This is a genomic window from Streptomyces ferrugineus (assembly GCF_015160855.1).
Classification (GTDB): Bacteria; Actinomycetota; Actinomycetes; order Streptomycetales; family Streptomycetaceae; genus Streptomyces; species Streptomyces ferrugineus.
Genome location: NZ_CP063373.1, coordinates 3244788 through 3261700 on the forward strand (window position 1 = coordinate 3244788; position 16913 = coordinate 3261700).

Genomic DNA, 16913 nt, shown 5'->3' on the forward strand with positions numbered 1-16913 from the left:
GCACCGCCGGTGCCGAAACGGCGACCGGGTACCCTCACGGAGCCTGCCCTTCGGGCTGCCCATGACGACCTGCGCAGACTCTGGAGACTGACGACGATGGCCGACCGCGTCACGGTGATCGGCTGGGACGGCTCGCCGCTGACCGCCGCGGCGCGCTCCGCCCTCGGCGCCGCCACGCTCGTGGCCGGTGCCGCCCACCACCTGGCGCTGGCCGAGGTGCCGCCCGCCGCCGAACGCATCCGGCTCGGCAGCGTCGCCCTCGCCGCCCGCCGGATCGCCGCCCACCGGGGCAGCGCGGTCGTGCTCGCCGACGGCGACCCCGGTTTCTTCGGCGTCGTACGGACCCTGCGCGCACCCGAGTTCGGCCTGGAGGTCGAGGTCGTCCCCGCCGTCTCCTCGGTCGCCGCCGCCTTCGCCCGAGCGGGCATGCCCTGGGACGACGCACAGGTGGTCGTCGCACACCGCCGCACCCTGCGACGCGCGGTGAATGTGTGCCGGGCCCACACCAAGGTCGCCGTCCTCACCTCACCCGGCGCCGGCCCCGCCGAACTCGGCCTGCTGCTGGAGGGCGTCCACCGCACCTTCGTGATCTGCGAGGAGCTGGGCACCGAACGCGAGCAGGTCACCGTCGTCACCTCGGACAAGGCCGCCGACCACTCCTGGCGCGACCCGAACGTCGTCATCGTCATCGGCGGCTCCGCCGGCGCGACGGGGTCCGGCGGCTGGCTCGCCGGACGCGACCCGAGTGCCGGCCCGCGCGGCTGGACACTGCCCGCCGAGGCCTACGGCGGCCTCATGGGCGAGAGCGAACTGGAACCGCTGCGCGCCGCCCAACTCGCCCGGCTCGGCCCGCGCGTCGGCGACCTGGTGTGGGACATCGGCTGCGCCAGCGGCGCCTTCGCCACCGAGGCCGCCCGGGCCGGTGCCGCCGTCATCGCCGTCGACCGCGACCCGCAGGCCTGCGCCCGCACCGAGGCCAACGCGCGCGCCTTCGGCGTCCAGCTCCAGATCGTCCACGGCACCGCCCCGCACATCCTGGAGAACCTCCCCGAACCGGACGTCGTACGCGTCGGCGGCGGGGGAGCGGCCGTCGTCTCCGCCGTCGCCGACCGGCGCCCGCAGCGCATCGTCACGCACGCCGCGACCCGCGACGCCGCCGAACTCATCGGCCGCGACCTCACGTCGCACGGATACGACGTCGAGTGCGCCCTCCTGCAGTCCGTCGAACTCGACACGCGGGCCTGGACGGAGCGCGAGCGCAGTGTCGCGTTCCTGCTCAGCGCGGTACTGCCCGACCGCGGTGCGTGACCGTGGAGGCGTCCCCGTGATCCTGTTGTCGTACCGCGCGCGGTAGGCTGGCCGATCGTTGTACCGCACGCGGTCGTCCGGCACTTCGTCGGTCAATGTCCGGAAAAACACGCCCCGTTTGGGGTGGGTGTGGTACGGCGGAACCGGAGGACGCGCAACGTGGCGCAGTCCACAGCGGCCTGTCGCGGATCAACCTGTCGCGACGGTCGAACGGCCACGACAATGCCACTCAATGGCTTTGTCGCCTTTTTGGGGCGAGTCGTTCGTGCCGCTGGGCAGGCACGCTCGTTCTTCACTGCGGGGGCGGTCGGTGCGCCGTCCCGGTGAGCTGGTCGTACAAGCACTAACCGATGGGCGAGGGGTACGCATGACCGACACCGGCCAGGTCCCGGGCGAGGGACTGCCGGAGAGCGCAGGCACGGCGGAGCAGCCGGGCGTCCCCGCGGCGCACGGTGCGTACCCCTACCTCTCCGAGACCACCGCCGAGGACGAGGACCTGCTGATGCCCGGAACTCAGGGAGCCTGGGGCAACGAGGTCCCGCCGCCCGCGCCGGAGCCGCTCGTGGAGGCCGTGCACGAGCCGGGCCCGCACGAGATCTCCGGCCGCGACAGCGGCTCGGTCGACCTCAGCGACGTCCGCCTCCCCGGTCCCTCGGCGCCCACGGCCCCCACGACGCCGATCCCGCCGATCACCCCCCGGCGCCCCCTGCACCTGGGCCCGCCCATCCCCGACGCCTCCGCCAGCCCGGTCCGCTCCCTCGCCGACCGTGGCGCCGTCGGCGCGCCGGTCCCGCAGCCGGCGACGCCCTGGCCGTCCGCCCCGGTGCCGGTCGGTTCCGAGGCGCAGGCTGCGGAAACGGTTGTTCCGGCGGAGCAGCCCATGGCCGCGGCGCAGGTGGTCGCGTCCCGGGCCGCCACCGAGGCGAGCGCGGTGCCCGCACCGCAGGAGGCCTCGTACGGCGGACAGGAACCGTCGGCCGTTGACGCGGGGGGCGTCGGCGGTGGCGTGCCTGAGCCGGGCGCTGTTCCGGGGGCGGACGGAGGTGCGGGGGCTCCGGCGGGTGTGGCCGCTCCCGGGGCCGAGCAGGTTGCCGGGGAGATGCCGGTGAGCGAGGGCGGGGCAAGTGCCGGGCCGGTTCCCGGTGGTGAAGGCGGCCAGGATGCGGGGCCGGCCGCGGCTGCCGGTGAGGTTCCGGCGGGCGGCCAGGGCGCCGAGGGCGGGCAGGTGCCCGCCGGCGTTGAGGCCGCCGAGGCGGTGGCGCCCGTTGCTGAGCCTGCGCGGGTCGCCGAGGTGCCCGTTGCTGAGCCTGCGCAGGCCGCCGAGGTGCCCGCTGCTGAGGAGGCTCAGGTTGCCGAGGCGCCCACCGCTGACGCAGGCCAGGTCCTTGAGGATGCCGTACCCGAGGCCGTTCAGATCGTCGACGGCGCGGCTCCCGAGGGCGAGCCGCTTCCCGAGGCGCCTGCCTCAAAGGCCGCGCAGGAGCCGGGCACGCCCGCTCCGGATGCCGTCCAGGTCCCCGAGGCTGCTGCGCCCGAGGTTGTCGCGCAGACGCAGGCACAGGCGCAGGCACCGGAGTCCGTCGCCCCGCAGGCGGCCCCTGCCCCCGAGGTTGCCCAGGCCCCCGAGGCCGCTCAACCTCACGCGGACCCGACCCCGGTTCACGCCCAGGTGACCCCGGAGACGGCCCCGGAGGCGGCGCCCACCCCGGACGCCCCCCAGCCCACCGATGCCGAGCAGCCCGTACCGGCCCCGCAGCCCGACGCCGCCGCCACCGCTCCCGCCGACGCCGCCACAGCCGTAGCCGCCGAAGAGCCCCCGCAGCCCACGGGCACCGCCCCGGCCACCCAGCCGCAGGTCGTCGAGCCCTCCGCCTCCATCGAGCAGCCCGGACCGGACCCGCAGCAGGCGCAGGCCCCCGAGGCCGTCCCGGACCCGAACCTCGCGCAGGCACCGCAGCCGACGCCGGTGAACGCTCCGACGGACGGCGACGCGGAAGCCCCCCTGGCGGACCCCGCAGCACAGCCCCCGTACGCAGTCGCCGTGTCGGCCGAGGCCCAGCCAGTCGCCGCAGCGGCAGCCGCTGCCTCCGATGTCGCCGACCCGCAGCCGGTCCCGGCAGCGGCCGGACCCGCGGAAGCCCCCGTGGCGCAGGCTCCGGACGCAGCCGCCGCACCGGCCGAGGCCCAGCCAGTCGCCGCAGCGGCAGCCGCTGCCTCCGATGACGCCGACCCGCAACCGGCCCCGGCGGAGACCACCCCCGCGGAGGCCGTACCGGCAGACACCCCCGAGCCCTTCGTCGCCGAACCTGCCGGTCCTCAGCTCCGGGCCCAGGCGCCGCCACAGCCCGCGCAGGTCGCGGAGGACCCGGCCCAACCGCCCGTCGAGCCCACGCAGGCCGGTGAGGGCGAGGCCACGGTCGTCCTCCCGACCGGCGTCCTTCCGGAGCCCGATGCCTCGCTCGGCCAGTTCGTGCAGGTCGAGGGCTCGGTGCCGACCACCCCGCACCTCGCCCCGACCCCGGCCCGGCCGACCGTGCTGCCGGTCGAGGAGGGCCCGGGCCCCGTCCCCACGGTCCCCGCGCCCCGCGAGGGCGACCCCGAAGTCGTACAGCAGGCGGACGACCTGGACACCCGGGCCGCCGATCAGGAAGACCAGGCGGAAGAGAGCGCGGCCGTGGCCGAAGAGGCACGCCAGTCCACCGGCCCGGCGGCGCCCGGCTACGACGACGCCGAGCGCGAGGCCGTGCTCAAGGTCATGCGCGAGCGCCGTGACATCCGCAACGGCTTCCGCAGCGACCCCATCCCGCACGAGGTGCTGCTGCGGGTCCTGGAGGCCGCCCACACCGCGCCCTCCGTCGGCCACTCCCAGCCCTGGGACTTCGTCGTCATCCGCTCCTCGGACACCCGGCGCACCATGCACGAGCTGGCCATGCGCCAGCGCGAGGCGTACGCCAAGTCGCTGCCCAAGGGCCGGGCGAAGCAGTTCAAGGAACTGAAGATCGAGGCCATCCTCGACACCCCGGTGAACATCGTCGTCACCGCCGACCCGACCCGCGGCGGCCGCCACACCCTCGGCCGGCACACCCAGCCGCAGATGGCCCCGTACTCCGCCGCGCTCGCCGTCGAGAACCTCTGGCTCGCCGCCCGCGCCGAGGGCCTCGGCGTCGGCTGGGTCAGCTTCTTCGACGAGCGCGAGATGGTCCGCGCCCTCGGCCTGCCCGAGCACCTGGAGGTCATCGCCTACCTGTGCGTCGGATACGTCGACGAGTTCCCGGAGGAGCCCGAGCTGATGCAGGCGGGCTGGTCCAAGCGGCGGCCGCTGTCGTGGGTCGTGCACGAGGAGACGTACGGCCGTCGCGCCCTGCCCGGCGAGGAGCCGCACGACCTGCTCGCCGAGACCGTCGCCCAGATCCGCCCGCTGGACGCCAAGGCGCTCGGCGAGGCCTGGGAGCGGCAGAAGCGGATGACCAAGCCGGCCGGCGCGCTCGGCATGCTGGAGATCATCTCCGCGCAGCTGTCCGGGCTCTCGCGACAGTGCCCGCCGCCGATTCCGGAGCCCGCCGCCGTCGCGATCTTCGCCGGTGACCACGGAGTGCACGCCCAGGGCGTCACGCCCTGGCCGCAGGAGGTGACGGCCCAGATGGTCGCCAACTTCCTCGGCGGCGGCGCGGTCTGCAACGCCTTCGCCGGCCAGGTGGGCGCGGAGGTCTGCGTGGTGGACGTCGGCGTGGCCGCGGACCTCCCGGCGACGCCGGGCCTGCTGCCCCGCAAGGTCCGCGCGGGCACCTCCGACATGACGACCGGGCCCGCGATGACCCGCGAGGAGGCCAAGCAGGCCATCGAGGTCGGCATCGAGACGGCCCGCGACCTGGTGGCGGCCGGCAACAAGGCCCTGCTCACGGGCGAGATGGGCATCGCCAACACGACCGCCTCGGCGGCCCTGATCTCGGTGTTCACGGGTGCCGACCCGGCGGAGGTCACCGGCCGTGGCACCGGCATCAACGACGAGACCCTCGCCCGCAAGACGGAGATCGTCCGCCGCGCCATCGAACTCCACCAGCCCGACCCGGCCGACCCCATCGGCGTCCTCGCGGCGATCGGCGGCTTCGAACACGCCGCGCTGGTCGGCCTGCTGCTGGGCGGTGCGTCGCTGCGTACGCCGGTGATCCTGGACGGCGTCAGCGCCGGCGCCGCGGCCCTGGTCGCCCGCGCCATCGCCCCCGAGGTGCTGGCCGCCTGCATCGCGGGCCACCGCAGCGCCGAACCCGGCCATGTGGCGGCCCTGAACAAGCTCGGCCTGCGCCCCCTGGTCGACCTCGACCTCCGCCTCGGCGAGGGCACGGGCGCGCTGCTGGCCCTGCCGCTGGTGCAGAGCACGGCGCGGGCGATGCACGAGGTGGCGACGTTCGACTCCGCGGGCGTCACGGAGAAGTAGTCCTGGACCGGGGTGGGGTGGGTACGCGTACCGTCGCGCCCACCCCACCCCCGCCTTACGCTGAACGCAATCTAAAATCCGCACGTCAGGGCCGCTCCAGAGCCGCAGCGCCCACCGCACGCCTGTCCGAGGAGCCGCACCTCATGGCCGAACACCCCGCCTACCCCGTGGGCCTCCGTCTCGCCGGTCGCCGCGTCGTCGTACTCGGTGGTGGCCAGGTGGCCCAGCGCCGCCTCCCGGCCCTGATCGCGGCGGGCGCGGACGTCCTGCTCGTGTCCCCCGAGGCCACCCCTTCCGTGGAGGCGATGGCGGACGCGGGCGAGATCACCTGGGAGAAGCGGACGTACGACGAAGGCGACCTCGCGGACGCCTGGTACGCCCTGATCGCCACCGGCGACAAGGAGGCGAACACCCGCGCCTCGGCCGAAGCGGAGCGCCACCGCGTCTGGTGTGTCCGCTCCGACGACGCGGATCGGGCGACGGCCTGGACCCCCGCGACCGGCCACAGCGAGGGCGTCACCATCGCCGTCCTCACCACCGAGGCCCGCGGCCGCGACCCCCGCCACACCGCCGCCATCCGCGACGCGGTCGTCGAGGGACTGCGCGACGGCACCCTCGTCGCCCCGCACCACCGCACCCGCACCCCCGGTGTCGCCCTGGTCGGCGGCGGCCCCGGCGACCCGGACCTGATCACTGTGCGCGGCCGCCGTCTGCTCGCCGAGGCCGACGTGGTCATCACCGACCACCTGGGTCCGCGCGACCTGCTCGCGGAGCTGCCGCCGAGCGTCGAGGTGATCGACGCGGCGAAGCTGCCGTACGGCAGGTTCATGGCCCAGGAGGCCATCAACAACGCCCTGATCGAGCACGCCAAGCAGGGCAAGTCGGTGGTACGCCTCAAGGGCGGCGACCCCTTCGTCTACGGCCGTGGCATGGAGGAGGTCCAGGCGCTGGCCGAGGCCGGCGTCCCGTGCACCGTCGTTCCCGGCATCTCCAGCTCGATCTCGGTCCCGGGCGCCGCCGGCATCCCGGTCACCCACCGGGGCGTCGCCCATGAGTTCACCGTGGTCAGCGGCCACATCGCCCCCGACGACGAGCGTTCCCTGGTCGACTGGCCGTCCCTCGCCAAGCTCACCGGCACGCTGGTGATCCTCATGGGCGTCGGCACCATCGGGAAGGTCGCCGAGACGCTCATCGCCCACGGCAAGTCCCCGGACACGCCCGTCGCCCTGGTCCAGGAGGGCACCACGGCCGCCCAGCGCCGGGTGGACGCGACCCTCGCGACGGCCGGTGCGGCGGTGGTCGACCACGAGGTGAAGCCGCCGGCGGTCATCGTCATCGGCGAGGTCGTGAAGGTGGGGCCGACCCCTTCCGAGTCGTAGGACCGAGCACCTCCGAGTAACCGCGGGTAACACAACCCGTCCCGAACCGTTGGCACCACACCCAGGACAAGGCAGTATCACCCTGTGGCCGATCTCATCACCGTCGATGACCCCACCGACCCCCGCCTGCGCGACTACACGGGCCTGACCGACGTCGAACTGCGCCGCAAGCGCGAACCGGCCGAGGGCCTGTTCATCGCCGAGGGCGAGAAGGTCATCAGACGCGCGAAGGAAGCCGGCTACGAGATGCGGTCGATGCTGCTCTCGGCCAAGTGGGTCGACGTCATGCGCGACGTCATCGACGAGCTCCCGGCCCCGGTCTACGCGGTCAGCCCGGACCTCGCCGAGCAGGTCACCGGCTATCACGTACACCGCGGCGCGCTCGCGTCGATGCAGCGCAAGCCGCTGCCGACGGCGACCGAGCTGCTGCACAGCGCCCGGCGCGTGGTGGTCATGGAGTCGGTCAACGACCACACCAACATCGGCGCCATCTTCCGCTCCGCGGCCGCCCTCGGCATGGACGCCGTCCTCCTCTCGCCGGACTGCGCGGACCCCCTGTACCGCCGCAGCGTCAAGGTCTCCATGGGCGCGGTCTTCTCGGTGCCGTACGCCCGCCTGGACTCCTGGCCCAAGGGCCTGGAGTCGGTCCGCGAGGCCGGCTTCACCCTCCTCGCCCTCACCCCGGACGAGAAGGCCAAGACCCTCGACGAGGCAGCCCCGCACCGGATGGACCGGGTCGCGCTGATGCTCGGCGCCGAGGGCGACGGGCTGTCCACCCAGGCCCTGGTGGCCGCCGACGAATGGGTCCGCATCCCGATGGCCCACGGCGTCGACTCCCTCAACGTCGGCGCGGCGGCCGCGGTCGCCTTCTACGCGGTGGCCACGGGCCGCCCGCGGATCCAGGAGTTCCGCGGGTGAGCCGGGGTGAGGCGATCGTCGCGGTCCTGCTGCGCGCGGACCGCCTCCTCGCCATCCGGCGCGGTCCGGCCGTCGCGCGCCCCGGCTACTGGCAACCCCTCAGCGGCAGGATCGAGCCGGGGGAGACCGAGCGGGAGGCCGTCGTCCGGGAGGTCCGCGAGGAGGTCGGCCTGACCGTCGTCCCCCTGGCCAAGGTCTGGGAGTCGGAGACGGACGACGGCCGCTTCCGCCTCCACTGGTGGACGGCACGCGCCGACACCGGCGAGGTGGTCCCCGACCCGGACGAGGTCGGCGAGGCCCGCTGGGTCACACCGGAGGAGTTCCTGGCCCTGGACCCGGTGTTCGAAGGCGACCGGGAGTTCTTCGAACGGATCCTGCCGCACCTGTGAGGGCCCGGCCGCTCAAGGCCGTCGCCCGCTCGCCTCCTCGCTTACGCGCCTGCTCGCCTACTCGCCGCGGTCCTCGAACGTCGACCCGTACCGCTCGGACACCGTGTCCCCGTCCATGCCCCCGTCCATCGGCGCGTAACCCGGATCCACCTGACCCTGGCCCGGTGGCACCACACCCTTGTCGTCGCCGAGCCCGCGGTCCGGGCCCTGGCAGCCCTGCGCCGCCGCGATGCCCAGCGCCACGAGCAGGGTCACCACGACGAACACGAACAGCCGCTGCCGAAGGAGCTGGGGGTTGGCGGGCCGTCGTCCCGTCCCCGTGTTCCGGGGGGCCGGACGTCCGTTGCCGCCCCGCGGCGCGGGCCGCCCGCCGTTGCCCGGGCGAGGGATGTTGCGGGCGGCGGGCGTGGGCCGGGCCCCGGACCGGGAGGCCGCCGTACCGCCGTGCGGCACGCCGCCGCCCCTCGACGGGGCCGCGTCACGGGCGGGGCCCGGCACGCGAGGGGTGCCGTTGCCACCGCGCGACACACCCGTGCCGCGCGGCGGGGGAGCGCCCTGGGCGCGGCGCTGGGCACGCTGCTGCTCGGCATAGGTGTCGGCGAGCCGCCCGGTGGGCCGGTCCGCCTCTCCGGAACGCGGCGCGGGCGGGCGTACGTCCGCGAATCCCTGCGCCTCCCGGGCCGCGATCTCCTTCAGACGCAGCGACAGCTGGAGCGTGCTGGGCCGGTCCTCCGGGTCCTTGGCCAGACAGGCCCGCACGAGCGGGGCCAGAGCGTCCGGTACGCCGTGCAGCTGGGGCTCCTCGTGCACCACGCGGTACAGCATCACCTCCGAACTGCCGTGTCCGAAGGGCGAGTCACCCATCGACGCGTACGCCAGCGTGGCACCGAGGGAGAACACGTCCGTGGCCGGGGTGACGGCGGCGCCGCGCACCTGTTCGGGCGCCAGGAAGCCGGGGGAGCCGACCGCCGTGCCGACGTGGGTGAGGGTGGAGGCCCCTGTCGCCCAGGCGATCCCGAAGTCGATGATCCGCGGGCCCTTGGGCGACAGCAGGATGTTGGAGGGCTTGAGATCCCGGTGGACGACACCCGCCTCGTGCACCGCGACGAGCCCCTCGGACAGCGCGGCCCCGACGGCGGCGACCTCCGCGGCACCGAGCGCGCCCTCGTCGACGACCTTGTCGTGCAGGGAGGGACCGGGCACGTACTGGGTGGCGAACCAGGGGCGGTCCGCCTCCAGGTCGGCGGCCACGAGCCGTGCCGTGCACCCGCCGCGAATCCGCCGGGCCGCCGAGACCTCACGCGCGAAGCGCGAGCGGAACTCCTGATCCTCCGCCAGGTCGGGCCGGATCACCTTGAGCGCCACCCGCTGCCCCTTCTTGTCGGAGCCCAGGTAGACGACGCCCATTCCGCCCGCGCCCAGCCGTCTGTGAAGCCTGAACGAGCCGACGACGCGCGGGTCCTCGCGCCTCAGGCGCATCATCGCCATGTTCATCCCCGCTGCCCGGTCCGTGTGACGAGCCACAGCTTACGTTTCCGTGGGCCGCCGTGCGCAGAGGCCGCGCCCTCTCGGGCCGATGGATTGTCAGTGGTGGGTGGGAGACTTGAAGGGTGGTCAGAGGGTGGGTGAGCAGGGCGACTTCGGCGTGGCCCGGCCCCCAACCAACCGTCACAGAAGGGGGATTGGGCCCGTGAAGGGTGATCGCGTGGAGATAGTGGTGGACGCGGGTGACACGACGCGCACGTATGAGGTGGTGGCGAGCAGGGCGGGCCGCCGGGTGGAGACGGCGGTGCGTCGAGGTGTCGTGGAAGTGAGCGAAGTCACCCGCAGCGGGTCGGTGGTCCGTACCGCCCGTTTCATGGCGAACCGGGTCCTGGCGCTGGTCGAGCAGCCGGTGCCGAGGGAGGACGGCTCGGAGAAGATCACGGAGAACAGCACGCAGTAGAGCACGCAGAGAGCCCGCAGAAAGCAGGGCACACCGGGCGCCCCCTCGGGGAAGACCCCGAGACCTAGGTCCTCGTCTCCACCCAGGGGAGTACTCCGCAGGTCATGGCTCATCCTCCGGGAGGCCCGGCAATCGGTACGAGGGCATGACGTGCCGGAGGGGCCGCGCGCCTAGATTTGAGGTCAAGCGGCGGGTGCAGCACTCGTCCCCCGAGGTCAGACACCCGCCGCTGCCAACGACAACTGACACAGGTCAGGAGAGGACCATGGCCCAGACGGCACCGCGGACACTGGTCCGCATGCAGGAGCGCACAGTGCTGCGCCCCCGCCGTCAGGGCCGCCGTCACCCCCTGGTGGCGACGCTCATGGCCCTGCCCCTGGCGGCCCTTCTCCTCCTCGTCTTCGACGGCTGGGAGACAGTGGCCACACAAGCGTCGTCCGTGGGTGTGATGCTGGGGCGCTGAGCGGCGACCTCAGGCCCGGAAGAGCGGTCCGGGCGGGGACATCCACCCATGAAACCCCGTGGGGACGGGGGTGCGGCGGACGGCACAAATGCCGGCGCAGCTGGGGAGCTGCGCCGGCATTGCTTTTGCGTGGTGCCTCCGGCGGTTGGGCCGGGGGTGCCTGCGGCGCCGCTGCGGGTTCGGTGGGGGTGCGCGTAGCGCCTGCGGGTGGGGGGTGAGTCGGGGCCGTGGCGGGGGTGTCCGTCCTCGGACCGGCGGCTGGCCTTGGGCAGGGTGCTGAGCGTTTCTTGACGCCGGCCACTGCGGGCGGACACCCCCCGCCACGTCCCCTTACCGCCGTACGCGACTGCGGGTCCGCTCCGCTCCCCTTCAGCTGCGGGCATGCGTGCCGCCTGGGGCGGCTCCCGACCCACAGAAGGCGGCACCCCGTTGCGCCGGGCCGCGCGACCCACCCCCGCCCCACGTACCCTCGGCCCCAAAGCATCCGCACCCAAGGGACCCCAGTGACCCCGAACCCCCTCCTGCCCGACCTCAGCGCACGAGCCGAAGCCGCGGCTCACTCCCGCACATCCGCCTGTCCCTGCGGAGCAGCCGTCACACTCGCCGACCGCCCCGACGCCACCGTCGTCCGCCACGCCGACACCGTCGCCAAGGCCCACGCCCCCGACATCGCCCCGGACGACCTGGCACCCCGGCTGGCCGCAGCCACCCGCCTCCCCGGGCTCCTCCTGCCGCCGCTCGGCGCCACACCTCTCGAGCTGCACGGCCGACTCGTGACCCTCTGGCCGTACGGCAGCCCGGTGGACGCGGACGATCCCGACGCGGCCCCCTGGGAAGCGGCGGCCACCCTGCTCGCCCGCCTGCACCGCACCCCCGCCCCCGTTCCGCTGCCCGCCATGCGCGGCCCCGCCAAAGCCGCGCACGCCGTCGCCCGCCTCCGGAGCGCCGGCCACGGCAGCCTCGCCGCCGGCACCGTCCTGCGCGCCTGGGACACCCTCCCCGCCTGGGCCCGCGCCGACGCCCCCCAGCCCGACACCGCCACCCTCTGCCACGGTGACCTCCACCTCGGCCAGCTCGTGCGTCACCCGGCCCCGGACGGCCCGTGGCTGCTCATCGACGTCGACGACCTCGGCGTGGGCGTGCCCGGCTGGGATCTCGGCCGACCGGCCGCCTGGTTCGCCTGTGGGCTGCTTCCGGCCGACGAGTGGACCCGTTTCCTGGACGCGTACCGCGCCGCCGGCGGCCCGGCCGTCCCCGCCGACGGCGACCCCTGGCCCGCCCTGGACGTCCCCGCCCGCGCCCTCACCGTGCAGAGCGCCGCCCGCGCGGTCACCAAGGCCCTGGCCGGACGGCGCCCCCTGGACGAGGTCGAGCAGGCTCTCGTCGACGCCTGTGACCGAATGGCCTCCGTCCCCTCGCAGTTGGTCCACGAACACGCAAAGTAGGGTGCAACCGACCGCAGCCGGACAGAGTCTGTCCTGGCGATACGCGAAGCAGGACCGACCGGCGAGGAGTTGAGCCGACCATGCAGTGTCCGAAGTGCCATGCGCCGATGCACACCTACAACCGCAACGGTGTTCAGATCGAGCAGTGCAGTGGCTGCCGCGGGATATTTCTCGACTACGGCGAGCTGGAGGCGCTGACCCGCCTGGAGTCCCAGTGGTCCCAGCCCGCCCCGCCGCCCCCGGCCGCTCCGCAGTCCTACCCGGCCGCCGCCCCGCAGGCCCCCGCCTGGGGCGCCCCGCACGGCGGTCACCACGGCGGTCACTACGGCCGCCGTCGCCACAAGAGCTTCGGCCACATGCTGTTCTCCAGCTGAGCCGAACCAGAACGACGAAGCCCCCGGTCGACGACCGGGGGCTTCGATGTGTGGACGATACTGGGATTGAACCAGTGACCTCTTCCGTGTCAGGGAAGCGCTCTCCCGCTGAGCTAATCGTCCTCGGGACCACGATCACTCCGTGGAGTGGATCATGGGCACTGCGTGCGCGATACTGGGATTGAACCAGTGACCTCTTCCGTGTCAGGGAAGCGCTCTCCCGCTGAGCTAATCGCGCGGAGGATCCGAAGATCCAGTGGACGATACTGGGATTGAACCAGTGACCTCTTCCGTGTCAGGGAAGCGCTCTCCCGCTGAGCTAATCGTCCTTGGAGGTGGAGACGGGATTTGAACCCGTGTAGACGGCTTTGCAGGCCGTTGCCTCGCCTCTCGGCCACTCCACCAGGAGTGTAGGGGTTCGGGAAGATCCCCTGTTCCTTCGAGCGGACGACGAGGCTCGAACTCGCGACCTCAACCTTGGCAAGGTTGCGCTCTACCAACTGAGCTACGTCCGCTTGTCGTTTCGTTCCGCTCCCGCGGCCCGGCGACGAGTTGAACTCTAGCGGATTCCGGGGCCAGTACAAAAACGCGTTTGTGCAGCGTGCTGCGCTGCGCCTGCTCAGCGACCCGGGGACGCCCACCGAAGGGACACGGCCAGGTCACCCGCGAGACACCCACCATAGACTCGACTGCGTGCCCGACCTCGCTCCCCTCGCCCGCTTCGGCGGCCGCGTCGCCACCGGCCTCCTCGACGTCACCAGCGATCCCGCCGCCCTGGACTCCAGTGGTTTCTGGGCCGTCTGCGCCGACTTCGAGGGCGGTCTGACCTGCGCCCGCTTCCGGGACGTACGAGAAGAGCCCGTGCCCGCCCCGGTGCCGGGGGAGTGGACCGGCCCGGCGGCCGGTGACTGGACGTCCTCCCTCGACCGCGCAGCGTACACGGCGGGTGTGCGGCGCATCCGTGAGCACATAGCGGCCGGCGAGGTGTATCAGGCCAACCTGTGCCGGGTGCTGAGCGCGCCGATCGGGCCGGACGCCGACGTGGACGCGCTGACCGCGCTGCTGGCCCGCGGCAACCCGGCGCCGTATGCGGGAACGATTCGGCTCCCGGAGCACGGGGTGGAGACGGCCACCGCGTCCCCCGAGCTCTTCCTGCGGCGCGACGGGCGTGTGGTCGAGTCCGGGCCGATCAAGGGCACCGGGCGCACCGAGGCGGATCTGCTGGAGAAGGACTTCGCCGAGAACGTGATGATCGTGGACCTGGTGCGCAACGACATCGGGCGGGTGTGTGCCACCGGGACGGTGACCGTGCCCGATCTGTGCGCCGTGGAGAAGCATCCGGGGCTCGTTCATCTGGTGTCCACCGTGCGCGGCGAGCTGCGTCCCGGTGCCGGCTGGCCCGAGCTGCTCGACGCCGCCTTCCCGCCCGGCTCGGTCACCGGCGCGCCCAAGTCCAGTGCGCTGCGGATCATCGACGCGCTGGAGACGGCGCCCCGCGGGCCGTACTGCGGTGGCATCGGGTGGGTCGACGCCGACCGGGGCACCGGCGAGCTGGCCGTCGGGATCCGTACCTTCTGGATCGACCGCCGGGCGGGGGCGCTGCGGTTCGGGACCGGGGCCGGGATCACCTGGGGGTCGGACCCGGAAGGGGAGTGGCGGGAGACCGAGCTCAAGGCGTCGCGGCTGCTCGCGGTAGCGTCGGGGGCGTACGAGGTGAGTGGAGAGGGACTGCAATCGTGAAGATCTGGCTCGACGGCGGGCTGCAGGACATCGAGTCCGCCCGCGTCTCCGTCTTCGACCACGGGCTGACCGTGGGCGACGGCATCTTCGAGACGGTGAAGGCGGTGGACGGCCGTCCGTTCGCGCTGACCCGGCACCTCGACCGGCTGACCCGCTCGGCAGTCGGCCTCGGCCTGCCCGAGCCCGACCACGACGAGGTCCGCCGCGCCTGCGCCGCCGTCGTGGCGGCCAACCCGATGCCGCTCGGCCGGCTGCGCATCACCTACACCGGCGGCCACGGCCCCCTCGGCTCCGACCGCGGCGAGCACGGCCCGACCCTCGTCGTCGCCCTCGGCGAGACCACCCGCCGACCCGACTCCACGGCCGTGATCACGGTGCCCTGGACCCGCAACGAGCGCGGCGCCCTCACCGGCCTGAAGACCACCTCGTACGCCGAGAACGTCGTCGCCCTCGCCCGCGCCCACCAACACGGCGCGACGGAAGCCCTGTTCGCGAACACCGTCGGCCGGCTCTGCGAGGGCACGGGCTCGAACGTGTTCGTCGTGCTGGACGGCGAGATCCACACCCCGCCGGTCGCCTCGGGCTGCCTCGCGGGCATCACGCGCGCCCTCACGGTCGAGTGGACCGGCGCCAAGGAGACCGATCTGCCGCTGGACGCGCTGGAGCGGGCCGAGGAGGTCTTCCTCACCTCCACCCTGCGGGACGTCCAGGCCGTGCACCGCGTCGACGACCGCGAACTGCCCGGCGCACCGGGCCCGGTGACCGCCAAGGCCATGCGGATCTTCGAGGAGCGGTCCGGCGACGACCTGGATCCGTAAGGGCAGGGAAAATGGGCTGCCCCGGGCCGTCGCGGTGGGTAGAACACCCCTGATGACCACGACCCTGCGGCCCACCGAGCCGCTTCAGCACAACGCGGACGGCACGCGCTCACGCCGCTACCAGGTGTGTGTGAACAGCCGTCCCGTCGGCGGAGTACGCCTCGCCACGCACGCCGAGTACGGCCCGACCGTGGCCTGTGCCACAGAGCTGCACATCGAGGAGCCCGACCGCAGGCGGGGTCGCGGCACCGTGGCCGTGCTGGCCGCCGAGGAGGTCCTGCGCGGCTGGGGCTGCAAGCGCGTCGAGGTGTCCGTGCCGGGCGACGCCGAGGGCGCGCTGCGGCTCGCACAGGCCCTCGGCTACGTCCTGCGCGGCCGCAACATGACCAAGCGGCTGGACGGCACCCCGCCCGACCTCCCCGCCGGCAGGGTGCCCCGGCCCATGACCGAGGCGGAGTACGGGCCCTGGCTGGCTCATGAGCGCGAGGGGTTCGCCCGCGACCTGATCGAGCGCGGCATCCCCGCCGACGAGGCCTACCGGAGGGCCGACGACGGACACGCGAAGTACCTGCCGGACGGCCTGGCCACCGAGAACACGCTGATCAGCGTGCTGGAACACGAGGGCAACCCGGTCGGCTGGCTGTGGCTGGGGCTGTGGCCCGAGACGGCCTACGTCCTGGACGTCGAGACCGACGAGGAGTTCCGCGGCCGTGGTCACGGGCGCGCCCTGATGCTGCTGGCCGAGGCCCAGGCGATCGCGGGCGGCAGGAACCGCATCGGCCTGCACGTCTTCGCCGACAACCCTCCGGCCGAGCGCCTCTACGAGTCACTCGGCTACGAGACCACCACCTACAACCTGGGCAAGGACCTGCTCTAGGGGATGTCTTCCTGAAGGGGCGCGGGGCTGTGTCGACATGCGGCTGCCGCCGCGCGGGCGCGATCAGCCACGGCGAGTCCGCAGACGACGGACGGCGCATCGCGGCCCCGCGGCGGAGCCGCTGATCGACACAGATTGCGGAGCGCTCAGGCCCCGGCACCCTCGCCCAGCAGCCGGTCCGCGATCTGCTCGATGCGCTCGCGCAGCCCCTCCTGGCTCTTGCCGCCGTCGAGCCGCTCGCCGCCGATCACATACGTCGGAGTGCCGGTCACGCCGATCGCCTTGCCCTCGGCCTGGTCGGCGTCGACGATCAGGATGTGCCGGCCGTCGATCAGCGCGGTGTCGAACTCCTCCGCGTCCAGGCCGAGTTCCCGGGCCACCTCGACCAGGAAGGGTTCTCCCTTACGGTCCAGCTCCTCGACCCGCCCCAGCACGGCCTCGACGTACGGCCAGCCCTGCCCCTGCTCCAGGGCCTCCTCGGCGGCCTGCGCGGCGGCGAAGGCGTGCTTGTGCTTCTCCAGCGGGAAGTGCCGCAGCCGCAGCTCCAGCCGGTCGCCGTAGCGGGCGCGCAGGGTTCGGAGATCGTCCAGGGCGCTGCGGCAGTCGGGGCACTGGAGCTCGCACCAGACGTCGAGGACGGGGGCGGCGGGACGGTCGGGGGAGTCGCTCATGGGCCCAGTCTCCCAGCCCCGGAGCACACGACCCAATCCGACCTGGGGCTTCGCCCGGGGCTGGTCCGAGGGGGTGCGCCGGTGACCGGGACCTGCGGAGGAGACGACCCGGAGATGTCCCTGATGTCGGGCCGAGGCATGGCCGGGCGAG

Annotated in this window: 14 protein-coding genes and 5 tRNA genes; 12 read left to right on the plus strand and 7 right to left on the minus strand. The window is 73.6% G+C overall.

What is annotated here, in order from left to right; all coding sequences use genetic code 11:
* The first annotated feature begins 96 nt into the window (after nucleotides 1–96).
* The 5 genes from cbiE to IM697_RS14860 all read left to right on the plus strand — a co-directional run bounded on the left by cbiE (nucleotide 97) and on the right by IM697_RS14860 (nucleotide 8429).
* The gene (gene cbiE / locus IM697_RS14840) at nucleotides 97–1308 is read left to right on the plus strand and encodes a precorrin-6y C5,15-methyltransferase (decarboxylating) subunit CbiE (RefSeq protein WP_194048159.1); all 1212 of its coding nucleotides are present in this window, start codon (nucleotides 97–99) and stop codon (nucleotides 1306–1308) included.
* Nucleotides 1309–1675: 367 nt separating this feature from the next.
* Complete coding sequence (gene cobT / locus IM697_RS14845) at nucleotides 1676–5743, plus strand: nicotinate-nucleotide--dimethylbenzimidazole phosphoribosyltransferase (protein WP_194048160.1); 4068 nt, start codon at nucleotides 1676–1678, stop codon at nucleotides 5741–5743.
* A gap of 143 nt (nucleotides 5744–5886) precedes the next feature.
* On the plus strand, nucleotides 5887–7122 hold the full coding sequence (gene cobA, locus IM697_RS14850) for a uroporphyrinogen-III C-methyltransferase (protein ID WP_194048161.1): 1236 nt from the start codon (nucleotides 5887–5889) through the stop codon (nucleotides 7120–7122).
* A gap of 84 nt (nucleotides 7123–7206) precedes the next feature.
* Nucleotides 7207–8040 carry a TrmH family RNA methyltransferase gene (locus IM697_RS14855; RefSeq protein WP_194048162.1) on the plus strand — a complete coding sequence of 278 codons (834 nt, stop codon included), beginning with the start codon at nucleotides 7207–7209 and terminating at the stop codon, nucleotides 8038–8040.
* Nucleotides 8037–8429, plus strand: a complete 393-nt coding sequence (locus IM697_RS14860; protein WP_194048163.1) for an NUDIX domain-containing protein — start codon at nucleotides 8037–8039, stop codon at nucleotides 8427–8429. The genes IM697_RS14855 and IM697_RS14860 overlap by 4 nt, the downstream gene beginning before the upstream one ends.
* 57 nt (nucleotides 8430–8486) lie before the next feature.
* On the opposite strand, the gene IM697_RS14865 is transcribed toward IM697_RS14860, so the two are convergent.
* Nucleotides 8487–9923 carry a serine/threonine-protein kinase gene (locus IM697_RS14865; protein ID WP_194049715.1) on the minus strand — a complete coding sequence of 479 codons (1437 nt, stop codon included), beginning with the start codon at nucleotides 9921–9923 and terminating at the stop codon, nucleotides 8487–8489.
* A 196-nt stretch (nucleotides 9924–10119) separates the two neighbouring features.
* Here IM697_RS14865 and IM697_RS14870 point away from each other — a divergent pair, with 196 nt between their 5' ends.
* The 4 genes from IM697_RS14870 to IM697_RS14885 all read left to right on the plus strand — a co-directional run bounded on the left by IM697_RS14870 (nucleotide 10120) and on the right by IM697_RS14885 (nucleotide 12656).
* Nucleotides 10120–10374 (plus strand): hypothetical protein, encoded by a 255-nt coding sequence (locus tag IM697_RS14870; RefSeq protein WP_194048164.1) that lies wholly within the window; start codon nucleotides 10120–10122, stop codon nucleotides 10372–10374.
* Between the two features lie 265 nt (nucleotides 10375–10639).
* Nucleotides 10640–10837, plus strand: coding sequence for a hypothetical protein (locus IM697_RS14875; RefSeq protein ID WP_194048165.1), 198 nt, complete (start codon nucleotides 10640–10642; stop codon nucleotides 10835–10837).
* Between the two features lie 503 nt (nucleotides 10838–11340).
* Nucleotides 11341–12282, plus strand: a complete 942-nt coding sequence (locus tag IM697_RS14880) for a phosphotransferase family protein (RefSeq protein WP_194048166.1) — start codon at nucleotides 11341–11343, stop codon at nucleotides 12280–12282.
* Between the two features lie 80 nt (nucleotides 12283–12362).
* A complete protein-coding gene (locus IM697_RS14885; protein WP_194048167.1) occupies nucleotides 12363–12656 on the plus strand; it encodes a TFIIB-type zinc ribbon-containing protein in 294 nt (97 codons plus the stop codon).
* A gap of 51 nt (nucleotides 12657–12707) precedes the next feature.
* On the opposite strand, the gene IM697_RS14890 is transcribed toward IM697_RS14885, so the two are convergent.
* The 5 genes from IM697_RS14890 to IM697_RS14910 form a co-directional block, all read right to left on the minus strand.
* Nucleotides 12708–12779, minus strand: a tRNA-Val gene (locus IM697_RS14890).
* Between the two features lie 43 nt (nucleotides 12780–12822).
* Nucleotides 12823–12894 (minus strand) — tRNA-Val (locus IM697_RS14895).
* A 19-nt stretch (nucleotides 12895–12913) separates the two neighbouring features.
* Nucleotides 12914–12985: transfer RNA gene (locus IM697_RS14900), tRNA-Val, on the minus strand.
* 1 nt (nucleotide 12986) lies between these two features.
* Nucleotides 12987–13060: transfer RNA gene (locus tag IM697_RS14905), tRNA-Cys, on the minus strand.
* A gap of 38 nt (nucleotides 13061–13098) precedes the next feature.
* Nucleotides 13099–13171 (minus strand) — tRNA-Gly (locus IM697_RS14910).
* 178 nt (nucleotides 13172–13349) lie between these two features.
* Between IM697_RS14910 and IM697_RS14915 the strand changes: the two genes are divergently transcribed.
* Genes IM697_RS14915 through IM697_RS14925 form a run of 3 tightly spaced genes read left to right on the plus strand, consistent with a single transcriptional unit; the run spans nucleotide 13350 to nucleotide 16091 of the window.
* Nucleotides 13350–14396 (plus strand): chorismate-binding protein, encoded by a 1047-nt coding sequence (locus IM697_RS14915; RefSeq protein WP_194048168.1) that lies wholly within the window; start codon nucleotides 13350–13352, stop codon nucleotides 14394–14396.
* Nucleotides 14393–15214, plus strand: coding sequence for an aminotransferase class IV (locus IM697_RS14920; RefSeq protein WP_194048169.1), 822 nt, complete (start codon nucleotides 14393–14395; stop codon nucleotides 15212–15214). The genes IM697_RS14915 and IM697_RS14920 overlap by 4 nt, the downstream gene beginning before the upstream one ends.
* 52 nt (nucleotides 15215–15266) lie before the next feature.
* Complete coding sequence (locus tag IM697_RS14925) at nucleotides 15267–16091, plus strand: GNAT family N-acetyltransferase (RefSeq protein WP_194048170.1); 825 nt, start codon at nucleotides 15267–15269, stop codon at nucleotides 16089–16091.
* A gap of 146 nt (nucleotides 16092–16237) precedes the next feature.
* Here IM697_RS14925 and IM697_RS14930 read toward each other — a convergent pair whose 3' ends face one another.
* A complete protein-coding gene (locus IM697_RS14930; protein ID WP_194048171.1) occupies nucleotides 16238–16762 on the minus strand; it encodes a DsbA family protein in 525 nt (174 codons plus the stop codon).
* Nucleotides 16763–16913 lie beyond the last annotated feature (151 nt).

What these genes read in the sequence shown, in the direction of transcription:
- IM697_RS14865 (WP_194049715.1), bottom strand. Translation starts at nt 9,923, where the DNA reads ATGAACATGGCGATGATGCGCCTGAGGCGCGAGGACCCGCGCGTCGTC.
- cobA (WP_194048161.1), top strand. Translation starts at nt 5,887, where the DNA reads ATGGCCGAACACCCCGCCTACCCCGTGGGCCTCCGTCTCGCCGGTCGC.
- cbiE (WP_194048159.1), top strand. Translation starts at nt 97, where the DNA reads ATGGCCGACCGCGTCACGGTGATCGGCTGGGACGGCTCGCCGCTGACC.
- IM697_RS14885 (WP_194048167.1), top strand. Translation starts at nt 12,363, where the DNA reads ATGCAGTGTCCGAAGTGCCATGCGCCGATGCACACCTACAACCGCAAC.
- cobT (WP_194048160.1), top strand. Translation starts at nt 1,676, where the DNA reads ATGACCGACACCGGCCAGGTCCCGGGCGAGGGACTGCCGGAGAGCGCA.
- IM697_RS14875 (WP_194048165.1), top strand. Translation starts at nt 10,640, where the DNA reads ATGGCCCAGACGGCACCGCGGACACTGGTCCGCATGCAGGAGCGCACA.
- IM697_RS14925 (WP_194048170.1), top strand. Translation starts at nt 15,267, where the DNA reads ATGACCACGACCCTGCGGCCCACCGAGCCGCTTCAGCACAACGCGGAC.
- IM697_RS14930 (WP_194048171.1), bottom strand. Translation starts at nt 16,762, where the DNA reads ATGAGCGACTCCCCCGACCGTCCCGCCGCCCCCGTCCTCGACGTCTGG.